This is a genomic window from Flavobacterium hibernum (genome assembly GCF_000832125.1).
GTDB classification, from domain to species: Bacteria; Bacteroidota; Bacteroidia; order Flavobacteriales; family Flavobacteriaceae; genus Flavobacterium; species Flavobacterium hibernum.
In genome coordinates this window covers 39,240-52,214 of record NZ_JPRK01000020.1, presented here as the reverse complement: position 1 = coordinate 52,214, position 12,975 = coordinate 39,240, and the positions used below count along the sequence as shown (strand labels likewise).

General features: G+C 34.1%; 11 protein-coding genes. All 11 read right to left on the bottom strand.

Annotated features, from left to right (window positions below; all coding sequences use genetic code 11):
- Window position 1: 1 nt before the first annotated feature.
- Window positions 2-1,186, bottom strand: a complete 1,185-nt coding sequence (locus IW18_RS20140) for a helix-turn-helix domain-containing protein (RefSeq protein WP_041519968.1) — start codon at window positions 1,184-1,186, stop codon at window positions 2-4.
- Between the two features lie 134 nt (window positions 1,187-1,320).
- Window positions 1,321-1,902, bottom strand: coding sequence for a DUF4136 domain-containing protein (locus tag IW18_RS20135; RefSeq protein WP_041519967.1), 582 nt, complete (start codon window positions 1,900-1,902; stop codon window positions 1,321-1,323).
- A 257-nt stretch (window positions 1,903-2,159) separates the two neighbouring features.
- Window positions 2,160-2,903 carry a DUF6515 family protein gene (locus IW18_RS20130; RefSeq protein ID WP_123902564.1) on the bottom strand — a complete coding sequence of 248 codons (744 nt, stop codon included), beginning with the start codon at window positions 2,901-2,903 and terminating at the stop codon, window positions 2,160-2,162.
- Window positions 2,904-2,922: 19 nt separating this feature from the next.
- On the bottom strand, window positions 2,923-3,663 hold the full coding sequence (locus IW18_RS20125; RefSeq protein ID WP_041519966.1) for a DUF2092 domain-containing protein: 741 nt from the start codon (window positions 3,661-3,663) through the stop codon (window positions 2,923-2,925).
- A gap of 116 nt (window positions 3,664-3,779) precedes the next feature.
- Window positions 3,780-5,174 carry a DUF2252 domain-containing protein gene (locus tag IW18_RS20120; RefSeq protein WP_041519965.1) on the bottom strand — a complete coding sequence of 465 codons (1,395 nt, stop codon included), beginning with the start codon at window positions 5,172-5,174 and terminating at the stop codon, window positions 3,780-3,782.
- A gap of 18 nt (window positions 5,175-5,192) precedes the next feature.
- Window positions 5,193-5,972 (bottom strand): DUF2490 domain-containing protein, encoded by a 780-nt coding sequence (locus tag IW18_RS20115; protein WP_041519964.1) that lies wholly within the window; start codon window positions 5,970-5,972, stop codon window positions 5,193-5,195.
- 51 nt (window positions 5,973-6,023) lie between these two features.
- On the bottom strand, window positions 6,024-7,514 hold the full coding sequence (locus IW18_RS20110; protein ID WP_041519963.1) for a DUF1254 domain-containing protein: 1,491 nt from the start codon (window positions 7,512-7,514) through the stop codon (window positions 6,024-6,026).
- 25 nt (window positions 7,515-7,539) lie between these two features.
- A complete protein-coding gene (locus IW18_RS20105) occupies window positions 7,540-8,892 on the bottom strand; it encodes a DUF1214 domain-containing protein (RefSeq protein ID WP_084608001.1) in 1,353 nt (450 codons plus the stop codon).
- Window positions 8,893-8,925: 33 nt separating this feature from the next.
- Window positions 8,926-9,756, bottom strand: a complete 831-nt coding sequence (locus tag IW18_RS20100) for a hypothetical protein (RefSeq protein WP_052480244.1) — start codon at window positions 9,754-9,756, stop codon at window positions 8,926-8,928.
- A 95-nt stretch (window positions 9,757-9,851) separates the two neighbouring features.
- The gene (locus IW18_RS20095) at window positions 9,852-10,868 is read right to left on the bottom strand and encodes an HAD family hydrolase (RefSeq protein ID WP_041519962.1); all 1,017 of its coding nucleotides are present in this window, start codon (window positions 10,866-10,868) and stop codon (window positions 9,852-9,854) included.
- 65 nt (window positions 10,869-10,933) lie between these two features.
- On the bottom strand, window positions 10,934-12,589 hold the full coding sequence (locus IW18_RS20090) for an arylsulfatase (protein WP_041519961.1): 1,656 nt from the start codon (window positions 12,587-12,589) through the stop codon (window positions 10,934-10,936).
- Between the last annotated feature and the right edge of the window lie 386 nt (window positions 12,590-12,975).

Sequence of the window (12,975 nt, the reverse complement as noted above, 5' to 3'; positions counted from 1 at the left end):
GTTAATTTGAAGTTTGCTTTAAATAATAAGGCACTGTTTTCTCAGGATTAATTCTAATTACTTTAAAATATTCAGAAGGAGATTTTCCTGTATGTTTGATAAACGCTCTAAAACAAGTCGTTCTAGACTTAAAACCTGATCCCCAGGCCATACCTTCTAATGATAAATCTTTCCACTCAGGATCGTTTATTTTTTCTTTGAAATAAATAATCCTTTTTAAATTTACATAATCTTGAAAATGAAGATTTAGTTCTGAATTGATTAAATTAGAAAGATGATGTACAGATATTCCAGTTTCATCAGAAATATCACGAATTACTAAATCTTTCTTCAAAAAGAGTTTTTTGGAAGTAAAAACACTTTCTAATTTTAAGAGGTATTCCTCTTTCTTTTCTGTCGTTAGATCTTTAACAACTGGTAATATTATTTTATTTTCTGTTTCGATCGTAATCGACACTTTATCTATAAAATCTAAATTTTCATTTGTATCGTAAAAAACTTGTGGTTTAAAATAGAGCCATCCCACAGTAAAAACCAAAACTGATGAGATTAAAATATAACATGAAAAATCAATACGATCTATGCGACTAATTAAAAAATAATGAACAAAAAGGGCTGAAAATAAAAATAAGATCATCAAATTATAGACTCTTATCCAACTTAAAACCTTCGTTCGACCAAAATGATTTTCTTTGAATTTTTTTAAATCGTAATTCAAAATCATCATCGTTTGACAAAAAGCGTAAAACAGCCAAATCGTAAGACTTAACATCGAAAAAGGATTACTTATTTTGGTAGAAACATAATCAACAATGTTAAGATTGATTTGACTTCCAATCCATACAAAAATTGTTAAACTAAAATAAACTAGAAAGGGTAAGAAATGTAGCCAATCATATTTTCTAAACATTCTTTCTGAAAATAAAATGCTTCTAACATATAAAAATGCACATGGAGCCACTAAAAAAATAAAAGATTTTGCAATCATAAATAGGTCCGGAAAATCCTTTAAATCATTTGCTGACAAATAAAAATTATAGATACTTACTACGGCAAGACTAAACAGAAATAGTCCTAAAAAGAAACTTTTTGAATATTTTTTCTTTGAAAAAAGAACCATAAACGATGTCGCAAAACCAACTATTGTTGCCACAAAAAAGAAAATTGAGAGTAGTATATCTATCATGTTGATTAAGCTTGATTTGTTGGAATATTACCTTTCCCTTCAAAATAAATTTTAAAAGAAATGATCTCTAACTTATTAAATACTATACTTATCGGGGGATTGATAAGTATAGTATTTAGTATAAGTATTATATGCTATTTTTTTGCCAAACCAGGAGGGAAACCTTCCAGGATTTTCTTGATTGAATTCGCAACAAATTCATCAGGATTATCAGGTTTACTATCAATTTGGGCATTCCCAATTCCTTGCCAAATTAGTTTTTGCGTTTTAGATGATACAATGTCAATTATAAGTGAGCCATCAACATAATCGTAAGTATTAAATGTTGTGTTTGCTCCACCCATCATGGCACCACCACCCCAATATCCATAAGGGCGATACATTCCGCCATAACCATAAAAATCAGAGTTGGCTGTAACCTGAGTTTTGTTTTTTAAGATTGTTACTGCATTTACTTTTAAATCCGGATTATTGGTCGTTTCTGTAAAACCTTTACTGATAAGTTCGGCACGAATTGCCTTTGTAATACGATCAACATTTAATTGATTTATCTGTCCTTCCTGCGCTTTTAGATCATAAAACGCAAACGTTTTGTATTCGCTAAAATTTGCACCATGGTCATAATCAGTTGTAACTTTTACAGTTGGAGAACAGCTGTAAACTAAACCCAAGAACAATAATGGGATTATACGAAGACTCTTTCTTTTAATATTCATATTGTAGTTTTTAAATTAATGATTAAAATATTTTAACTTGAAATCTTTAAAATCTTGCTTAAATCCTGAATATGTAGAAATTCTGTCAGATAACTGCCTAATATCGCATAATTAACTATGCAACAGCACCTTACTATATACTCAAAGATAAATTATTTTATTTAACCAACATAGTGTTGTGTATAAAATTCTTACTTATTTTTTCAAAAAATTTTATAACCTATAAAACAATCTTTAATAAGCTTTATTTAGGACCTTTATTTTCCTTGAACAACAACATAACTGTCTTGTCCATCTTTTGAAATTGGCTGATAATACACATTGTTATAAATCATGTATTTTTGACCGTCAATAGTTTTCTCTTCTGCTCCTTCTGGAAGATGCGAAACAACAGCTCCAACCGGGGCATTTACTACTTTATATTTACTTGTGTCCTTAGCATAATAAGCTCCGCCGTAATAGTAATAATCTGTCCCTGAAACATTAACGGTCACATAACCTTTAGGTAGTTCTGAAATTGTCGCTCCAAGTGGTGCTGGCACTACTTTATAACCATCCGATTCTTTTACATAATAAACTCCATCATCATAATTGTATTGATTATTTTCTACTGAAATTACTATAGCAGCAGTCGTTAAGGTTGCCATAAAGAATCCTACAGGATACCATGTTGGACCCCAAACATAAGGAACGAAGGGATGGTAAGCATAAGGAAATGGTACCGGATAAGGATGAAATGGTACCGGATATGGCCTAGGATATGGGTAAGGATGTGGATATGGATGCGGAGGTGGCGGCAATGGTCTTGGAGGAATTGGACGCGGCCCAGGAGGAATTGGTCTAGGTTCAGGTCTAGGCATTGGCATTGGTCTAGGCATAACCGCATGTGGTGTAAAATGACCAAAACGTTGCGCAGTTGCCTGTTCCGGAATCATAAGTAATAGTGCAAAAAATGCTATAATTATGAGTGATATTTTATTTTTAGGGTAAATTGTTTTCATAGCTCTGAATATTTAGTGATTATTTGGTGTTTTCTCTAGGCGCTAACTTCACTTTTGTGGCTTTTGGCGGCGTCGTAAACTCAAACATAGAATCCGGGTAATCAGTATTTATTGTCCAGTCTTTATAAATTGCTTCATATTGAGGTTTCTCTTTATCAGAAGTATACACTATTACCATTTTTATGGGTAAAAACAAATTGTCATCTCCTATCCAAAATTGAAAACTTTTTGTTTTGTCGCTTCCAGCGATATGAAAACATTCACGTCCATCGACTATCGTTTTTCCTAAAAAGACTAAATTTCCTTGTTCTGAAATAAGATCTTGTAAAAAAGTAGGATAGAAAAAATCTGCAGCAGGAAATTCAATTCCAAATTTTTTGCTCACCTCATCAATCGTTTCTATAACAGAAGCAGGAGCCGTTACAAAGCCATAGGTATTATTATCAAGCGAATAATAATTTACCTTTTTACCATTATACCATAAACCTCGATTTCCTTTATCACCTGTCGAAGTGACTTTCATTTTGTTAGGAAACTTAATCGCAACTTTGTCTGTTATCGCGTGCTTTATCAAACCTAAACTTTCACTTGGAATGTCGTAAGTTGTAACTGCCGTAAAGCTACAAGACTTAATATCCTGAAAGGTTACACTTGTCCGGTTTAATAGATAAACAGCCGTAGAATCGATACGCTGTGTTTGGGCTTTTGTCGTAATCGACATTATTACAAAGCCTACTAAAAATAATAGTTTTCTATTCATACTAGTTTCTTTTTTGAATATTTAAAATGATAAATTAAAGATTTTATTTATAAATAAATTGGCGCTTCTTGTAGGTCTTTATTTAATAATAATGATCGCTGATTTATAAAAATGCTCTATTCAGAAATAGGTAACTTTCCTTTCTTTATAGCTTCTAACATTTTATCATAATCTGAATCATTTTGGTTGGCGTAAGAAATAGAAAATCTTGAAATTGCATTCGCAAATTCATTACTTTTCCCAATATAGCCTGACAACACTGATGGATCTCCTGTGCGTGCATGTGCTCTCGCAAGGGCCCACCCACAGGCTTTTGCATAATCCTCCATATTTTTTGTTTTCATAATTTCGAGTACTGGTTTTACTTTGGCATCACGAAGTTGGCGGATATAGAAAAATTTACCCTTATCATCGTTTGTCCATCCTAAAAACATGTCCGAAGCTGATTGCATTAGCTTTTGCCCTTGAACGATTCGCTCTCCTTGATGACTGTATTTACTTTTCGCTTTAACATGAGCTTCTAAAACACTCTTTCGGGCTTCTTTGAATTGTAAAAAAATTGGTTCGCCTGTAGCCGACATTAATAAACTTATTCCACAAAGTGTTCCTACACTTCCTACTCCTACTACCTTTATAGCTAAATCATGCAAAGTATATCTACTTAACAATACTTTTTTTTCATCAGACAATGTTTCGAGATAGCGCTTGTGTATGATTTCGGCTTCTTTTAAAATGCGCTTCTCTTCGTCCCCCGACGGATGATAAATTAAAGGCGGATCATCTTTTATTCGTGCGCGAGACCCTTCCTGATAAGTCATTTTAGCGAATTCTTTTTCATGAGCGCTATATTCAGCAGCTTTTTTTATACGCTTATGTTGAAACGATTTAATCTCTTCATCTTCTCCTTTTTCGATTAAATCTGCCAAATCAATATCAGCATACCAAATTTGAAGTGCCGATAATTGACTATATTCCAGCATATGTCTTTTGTAGCTGTCAGCAACATTCCAAGCAAATTCTTTACAAACTTTATTCGAAAAATTTTTCCATCTACCTGCAATAACGAAACTTGTGGCAAGCCTTTTTACATCCCATTCCCAAGGTCCGGGAAATGTTTCGTCAAAATCATTAATATCAAAAACCAATTTGCGTTCTGGTGTTGCAAACCCACCAAAATTCATTAAGTGACAATCGCCACAAAGCTGAAGATCAATTCCTGTATTTGGAGTTTGCGCCAAATCTGCAGCCATAATTGCAGCAGCTCCTCTAAAAAATGCAAATGGCGATTCCATCATACGTGAATATCGAATTGGCAATAAACTCTCAATTCTACCAACACTAGTTTTAATCAATATTTCTACAGGATCTTCACGATTTTTGGCTGGAGTCCATTCCTGATGATGAGAACGAGGCGTAATTTTCCTAATCGCAGTGCCCTTTTCATAGCGAGCCGCTTTTGATGCTACAGGATCAAATATATCTTCCTTGTTGTCTTTAAATTCTTCAGTCATAGCTTTTAGATTTAGATTTTATTTTCTTTTAAAAGGCAAATCTGTAGTAAGCGTAACTCGAATTGTATGATTCATTCGACTTAAACCACTATCTGTATCTGCTGATTTAAAAAAAACCTGATTCATATAACCCAGTTCCATTCTAATTTCTCTTCGTTTATCAAGACTATAAGCAGCTCCTAAATACAACCTATTTTGATCTAAATAATTCTCATTACTGCTGGCCGCATTTGTTCTAATATGAAGTTCATCATAAATTACAGCAGCCCACCGCGGTTTAAACCAATATTGATATCGAAGCTGATAACGAAACGTGTTTTCGAATTTATAGTAATCAAAATGATCACCTTCGCTATCGGGATCATCTTTTCGGCCTAACCACCGTTGCTCCATTCTAAAACGTTGTGACCATACTTCATTCCCTTCTTTTTTAACGATACGCCAAATAAATTGTTCGTATATTCTGTAGTCCGGATTATTATACGGCAATGAAAGTTCATCGTAAGGCAAGTCCCATTGATAAGCGATACCAGCACCTAATCTATTTCCGTTTTTAAGATAATAATTAGCTCCAGCCCGATAAAAAGAACCTTGTAACTCTGATATCAAATCGCTCCCTTTAGAATATCCTTCGAGCAGTAATCCCCATCTTCCATCTTCTTTAAAAGGCAGATACATTTCATAACCAATCCACGCTGCTGTATTCTGAACCATTTTCTGCGCCTTTGTTTGGACACTAAATGATAATGCCAGTACAATTAAAGCAAATAGAGTTTTAGGAATGTTGGTTATTTTCATATTATCAATCTGGTTAGTTTTCTAATTCAAAAATTTAAATAAAATAATTTCTTACTTAGCTTTCAAAACTGCTGGAGGTAACCAGGTATCTTTCACTACTCTATCTTCCGGCCAATAACATCTTATATATAATGAGAATGTTTCTTTGGGCGAAGGCAGCCAATTGCTTATTTTGTCAATAGAAGGTTGAGTGTTCTGCACATAAAGTGTCAATGAACCATCAGGATTGTATTTTAAATCTTTATTCTTGGTTCCTAAAGAGAAGCGGCTAATTGGGTTTGGCGAAAAGAAATGATATTGATTATACAGGGTAAGTGACCAAAAACCTTTAACAGGCGGTACTTCTCCTTTTGCAAAAGTCACTGTATAATTGCTTCCTCCGTTTAGTCGAATTCCTACTGCATCTTTATCTTGGTAGAAATACTTGGTTTCATTTGGCTTATTAACAAATATATTTGCTTTTGCGCAAGCAGTTCTAGTTAGATAATCCAATCCAAATTGTGCCCCATTCCCTTGAGTTGTCCAATTGTCTTTTAAAGGATAGCCAACATTTTCGAATTGAAACAAAGGAGCAATTAGTTTTTGATCTGCTTCTACTGCTGCTTCTTTTAACATATCTTTGATTTTAGGATCTTTTGCGGCAGCAGCAATAACAGATTTAATTTGCCCGTAAATCGCTTCTTCGCCTGGTAATGGCGGAACTTCTTTTAGAATGATCGGCAACTCATCAAAAAACACTTCTGGCTTTACCCATTTCGTTTCTTCATTACTTGTACTGGGTGGTGATGGCAAAACGGGTATTTTTGTCCAGTCTTTTGTTTTTACTTTCCCATCAAATTCGCTTACAGAGTACATTAATATTTTTTGAAGTATGGGTTGAATTCCTTTTTTATCAGCTGGATCGTCTGTTTGAAAGACACGAGGAATTACAACTCCCAAATTGGTATCACATTTAAATATTCCTGTGATTCCATCTGGAACTTTTCCACTCCATTTTGGACCTGTCAATAAATAAAATCCTGGTTTTGTTCCGTACATTTTCCCCAAGGTTGCATAACCATCTGTACGCTGATTACATACCTGATAGACCCAAAAACGATCTCCAAAATCTGGAACTTGAACAACGAGCGCATCAACCTTTGAAAAATCGGTTAAACCAAAGCCGTACACAACATCCTGATTAGGGCAAGTCACATCTTTTTCACCGGGTTTTATATAATCTGTAAGCATGCACAATTGATTTGGCGGACTTAGAGGTACAACACCTCCTTTATATAATGGTCCAGGAAGTTTTTCAAACATTACCTTTCGGTTATGAATGTTAACCATTGGCCATCCCCATAAATAAGCTATCGCACCAATATGTTTAACATATTCCGCTGTCAATATCGTGTTTGCAACTGGCCCAGCAGGGATACCTTTTCTATCTGACGTAGAATCTATAGTCGCTAAATCTCCTGTCTCAGTTCTGACAATTACTGTATCTTTTTTACAGCTAATAAGCAATAAACCTGCGAACAATATTATAAGTAGTTTTTTCATCTTTTAGCTAATAAATAATTAAGAATTACTTTTTCTCTTCAATTGGAGCAGGAAACCATTTTCCGTCAAGAACCTCTTTTTTAGAAACGTACATACGTAGATTTAAAGAAAATCCTTTACCTGAAGGGGTTGGTAACCAATTACTCTCGATTGCATTTTTAGGCAGTGAAGATGCTAGCCAAATACTCAAAGACCCATCAGGATTTGTCTTTAGTCCTGAAACATTATTCAAATTGTATCTTTTTAGTTTATTGTCGACTACTCTGTAATCCGGAACACTATACAAGGTTACAGACCAAAAGGCATTTACTGCTGAATCTGGCAATTGACCTTTTGGAAATTTGATTTCATATACTTTGTCACCACTCAAAGGTTGCTTATTGCTATCTGTCAGTCCAATAAAATAAATGGCTTCCTCTATTGTATTTGCCCATAAACCTCCATAATTAATAATGTCTCTAGCCATAATATCATCGCCAAAATTTCCGGCAACGTAAGTCACTGACCATCCTCCCTTTTGTGTACCAAATCCTTTTGCTCCTGCTAAAAATGCGGGAATCGCTTTTGTTTTAACCACTTCATCGATATGAGATTTTATTTTAGCATCTTTTTTAGCATAGTTTGCAACTGCAACTGCTTTAGCCTGATATTCTTTGGCTTTTGGCATTGAATCAGGATATGAATTGAGTACTTCTTCAACGTTATCGAATATTTCACCACCAATTGGTGCTTTTGGTGTAAATTCTGGAATTTTAATGGGTGAGGCAATTTTAATACCCGAAGGAACATCAAATGTAAATTGTCGCTGAAGTTTTTGTGCTACAGCTGGAGTTCCTTTTAATTCTACCCGAGCTAACATTTTGGCTTTTTCAGATGGTAATTCGATTTTTACTGCTCCCGCAGGAATTGCTGGATTTGTACCTTTTAAAACTAAAGCAAATTTTCCATAGGGTGTTTTAGGATAATTACGTTCATTAATATTTGTAATTACCTGTCCCCATCCGTCAAGAAGTTGTGCGGTATAATAACGTCCTTCAATTTTAGGAACGTTTAAAATAACTGCATGATCTTTATCAACGGCAATCCAGGCTTCGAGATAGGCAACATCTAAATTTGGATTTACAAATTGAGCCGATCCTAACGGATTGTATTTAATTTTATTATAGCCAACTTTTTCAATATTAATATCATGATTTTCCTGTTGAAGCACCAAGTATCTTGCATACAAATAGGTATAGGCATCTATGATATCTTGGTCTGTAGGAGTTGAACTTTGTTCATTTACTGAAGTTGTTGAAGTTGAAGTTGAAGTTGCGTTTTCTTTTTTACAACCAATGAATAGAAAGCCTACAACTAAAATAAGAAGTACTTTTTTCATCTGAATAGTTTTAAAAATTTAAAAATTTGATTTTTATGAACCTGGAAACACAAAAGCGACTACAGCTCTTAATCCCCAATCTGGTCTCATATCATGTGGACCTACAATTGGTATTAAAGGCATAACAGCAAACTGTACAACCTGATCGCCTAATTTTGTAACAGCTCCTATATTAGGGCTTAAAGTAACCAGAGTTGTATTACCCTCCCAATTTTGAGTGATTTCTGAAGTGATTCCTAAACTGGCACCACTTTTATAAGTATGTGTGAGGAATATTTGTGTATAGAACTGATTAAAATCAGCACGATCTTCATTTCCTGCTACAGACCAAATTTGATTGGCTATAAAACCAATCGATAATCCTTTTCCTTGGTGCATTACTAACGCACTTGGACCTACTCCAAATTTTTCTGTGCCTAAAAACTTGTCTGTAGCCGTTGGGACCAAAAATGCAGGTCCAAATCCTAAAATCAAGCCCTTTGTTTTTGGTGCAAAAAAGGCTGTTACAGTCGCATCACTTAAACCAAATTGATGTGTGTTTTCGCCAGTAATATCTCTTTGATCAACAACTGGAAGAATATAACGTGTAATTAAATTTAAGTTTTCACTTAATTTAAATGGAATTACAGGCTGCACATTTATAGTATATTTTGAACCGTTAAAAGCGCCTATACCATAAGTAAGATTATTTTGTAATGGCACACTAATTAAACTTGCCACTGGGTTTGCCAATTTATCTGCAAGTTCTTGGGCACTTGCACCAGATTTTGGGGCTTCTTCTTGAGCAAACGCAGCAAGATTTACGAGAAAGAATGTTACACCAAAAAATATTTTACGTGTATTATATGATATTGTGGATTTCATAGCGATATACTTTTAAAAAATTTTTAATCATTAAAAAAAGCGTACAGCTTTTGTAAGAAGCTGTATCACTCTAAAAACCGACCAAACCCTCTTTTTTATTTATCTGGAAAAACCTTTTTCCAATCATCCTTGATGCTAATAACATGATATTTGTATTTTGCAGCAGTACTTAATGATAGGTTGTCTTTTTCCTGATAACTGTACTCCCTAATTGAATCGTTATGATTTACAATTAATTGAAAAGAAGGATATTTGTTTCCTTGCGAATATCTAAGCATGGCAAGATCTCCTGCACCACCTTCGTTTCCACAGGCAAAAACTGGTCGTTGACCAATATGCAATTGTATACCAACAGGTTTTCCTTCCTTATCATTAAAATGATCTAAAGCAGCTTGCCTTTTTATACTATTTGTAGTGTCATCAAAAGTGTATTTGAAAGAAGTTCCTACAACCTGATCTTTGGGAATTCCATAAAAATCAGCCGATATCGCACGTACTAATTCAACAGTTCCGCCAGTTACAATAAAAGTTTTAAATCCGTTTACACGTAAATAATTCAATAATTCTAATTGTGGTTGATATCTGATTTGTTTTAGGGAAACATTTTTTCCAGGATATTTAGCCCCTGCAAAAAACGCTGCAGCATCTGCTTCAAACTCATCTTCGGTCATTCCTGTATGAGTTGCAGCAACTAATTCAATAAGAGCTTTATCTCCTCCTTTTTCGAAGAATGCTTTATCTTTTTCTACAACAGCTTTAAAAGGTTGTTTTTGAGCTAAAGCTGGATTTGCTTCTACCATTTTCTTAACTCGGTAAAAAGCAAATAATTCCTGAACATATGGTTTTTCAGCCCAAAGTGTTCCATCATTATCAAAAGTTGCAATTCTGTTCTCTACAGGAATAAAATCTGGACTTCCTTCTTTAGTTACCTTCGTAACATAATCAATAATATCTTTCTTTAAAGCTCCTTCATTCCAACTTGGCAACGGGTCTCCACTTGTTGCAACTGTTTCAGTACCGTCTTTAGGATTTGTAGTAGTAATGCTGTCAGACTTTTTGCAGGAAATTAATAAAGACAGGAATAGTAGTACTATATATATTTTTCTATACATGATATTGATTTTTTAATTTAATAAAACTTGAGTTATGGGGAACTCAAGTTCTATTTTTGTTATTATCATTTTTTCTTAGACGTTTGTGTATCTGATTTTATTGCTTTTTGCAATTTGATCCCATTTAATGTTTCTTCCATAATTGTAGCAGGAGAAAAACTTGGTGGTATAGCTCGAGGTGGATATTCTTTAAAAGTTTCAGCAAATTCTGCTACTTCAGCAATATACTCGTATCCATAATATACATGATTTAAAATCCAGTCCCAATATGTATTAGATGTTATATCTGCTCTTTCATATGGGTCCTGATATAAATTATACATTTTTTGTAAGCGTAATTTGGTAAAAGGTTCTGCCCAAAGTTCTAAAGTCCCAGGAGAACGTTGCTCTGCAAAAACAGATTTATAATCTCCTTTTCTCATCGCTACAAGCAAACCATCATCATCAGAGTAGAAAAATTTATCTCTGGCACTTTTAGGACTTTTCCCCTCTAAAAATGCTGATTGATCATAGCCGTCTAAGTGTACTTTATAGTTTATACCATTAGCTTTATAGCCGGTTAATAATTTTTTTACCAAGTCGGGCTCTCCGGCAATTGATGCTAAAGTTGGAATCCAATCAAGATGTGACATAATTTGATCATTCACTTGTCCTGGTTTAATATGTCCTGGCCAACGAACTACACAAGGAACACGAAAAGCTCCTTCCCAGTTGGTATCTTTTTCAGAACGAAATGGTGTCATTGCTGCATCTGGCCAGCTGTTCATATGAGGTCCATTATCAGAAGAATATACTACGATAGTATTATCAGCAATTCCTAAATCGTCTAATGCTTTTAAAAGTTCTCCAACAGTCATATCATGTTCGATCATACCATCGATATATTCGCTGTCACCATGTGTATATTTACCTCTGTGTTCTTTTCTTACATGTGTACGCAAGTGCATACGAGTAGCATTGTACCAAACAAAGAATGGTTTACCTGCTGAATTTTGTCTTTTGATATAATCGATAGCTGCAGAAGATGTTTCATCATCTATAGTCTCCATTCTTTTTTTGGTAAGAGGACCTGTATCTTCAACTGTTTGTTTCCCTATTTTTCCAAAACGAGGATCAACGGTAGCATCATCAACATTTGTCGCTTTACATTTTAAAACACCACGAGGTCCAAATTTATTGAAGAAAGCAGGATCCTTTGGATAATCAGGTAATTCAGGCTCTTCTGAAGCATTTAAATGATATAAACTTCCAAAATATTCGTCAAATCCATTTACTGTTGGCAAATTTTCATTACGATCTCCTACGTGATTTTTACCAAACTGCCCAGTAGCATAGCCCAGATTTTTCATGATTCCACCAACAGAGGGATCTAACTGATTCATACCCATTGGAGCGCCAGGAAATCCCACTTTAGTCAAACCTGTACGTATACCTTGTTGGCCAGTTAAAAAAGCAGCACGCCCTGCTGTACAACTTTGTTCTCCATAATAATGCAAAAACTTTATTCCTTCATTAGCAATACGGTCAATGTTAGGAGTTTGATATCCCATTAAGCCATTACTGTAAGTACTTATATTGCTTATACCAATATCATCTCCCCAAATGATAAGAATATTGGGTTTCTTTTTGTCTTGAGCCTCCAGTTGATTAGTCGTAAGGCATACAAATGCAAATAATAATATCGCATTCTTAAAACCACATTTAAAATTGATTTGTTTCATAGTGATAAAATTTGTTAATGATTATTGTTATAAATGTTTTACCAATAAATTAATAAAGGGTCAATATCTTAATGAAAGCCAAGAAAATTCATTTCGATTATAAATAATGTTTCGCTTTTTTAGCATCATTATTTAGGGATAATTTGAAACAAGAATTTTCTTAGATTTTTTTAAGTGTCTCAAAATTAGCCAATAAAAAATCTAAGAATTGTGTTTTTAAGGCCTTACATTGTTTCATTTTATAAAATGAAACATCAAAAACACTTTATTTTACCCCAATAAGTCTCATTTTGTAAAATGAAACACCAAAAATCCTGTATTGCAGAAATTAGATTTCTATTGGATTATTGAGAGAGGAAAAAAAGAATATCTGAGAATATTCATAT

Bases quoted from the DNA above. Each gene is read 5' to 3' on its own strand.
- IW18_RS20120 (WP_041519965.1), bottom strand. From the start codon at position 5,174: ATGACTGAAGAATTTAAAGACAACAAGGAAGATATATTTGATCCTGTA.
- IW18_RS20095 (WP_041519962.1), bottom strand. From the start codon at position 10,868: ATGTATAGAAAAATATATATAGTACTACTATTCCTGTCTTTATTAATT.
- IW18_RS20140 (WP_041519968.1), bottom strand. From the start codon at position 1,186: ATGATAGATATACTACTCTCAATTTTCTTTTTTGTGGCAACAATAGTT.
- IW18_RS20130 (WP_123902564.1), bottom strand. From the start codon at position 2,903: ATGAAAACAATTTACCCTAAAAATAAAATATCACTCATAATTATAGCA.
- IW18_RS20135 (WP_041519967.1), bottom strand. From the start codon at position 1,902: ATGAATATTAAAAGAAAGAGTCTTCGTATAATCCCATTATTGTTCTTG.
- IW18_RS20105 (WP_084608001.1), bottom strand. From the start codon at position 8,892: ATGAAAAAAGTACTTCTTATTTTAGTTGTAGGCTTTCTATTCATTGGT.
- IW18_RS20100 (WP_052480244.1), bottom strand. From the start codon at position 9,756: ATGAAATCCACAATATCATATAATACACGTAAAATATTTTTTGGTGTA.
- IW18_RS20110 (WP_041519963.1), bottom strand. From the start codon at position 7,514: ATGAAAAAACTACTTATAATATTGTTCGCAGGTTTATTGCTTATTAGC.
- IW18_RS20125 (WP_041519966.1), bottom strand. From the start codon at position 3,663: ATGAATAGAAAACTATTATTTTTAGTAGGCTTTGTAATAATGTCGATT.
- IW18_RS20115 (WP_041519964.1), bottom strand. From the start codon at position 5,972: ATGAAAATAACCAACATTCCTAAAACTCTATTTGCTTTAATTGTACTG.
- IW18_RS20090 (WP_041519961.1), bottom strand. From the start codon at position 12,589: ATGAAACAAATCAATTTTAAATGTGGTTTTAAGAATGCGATATTATTA.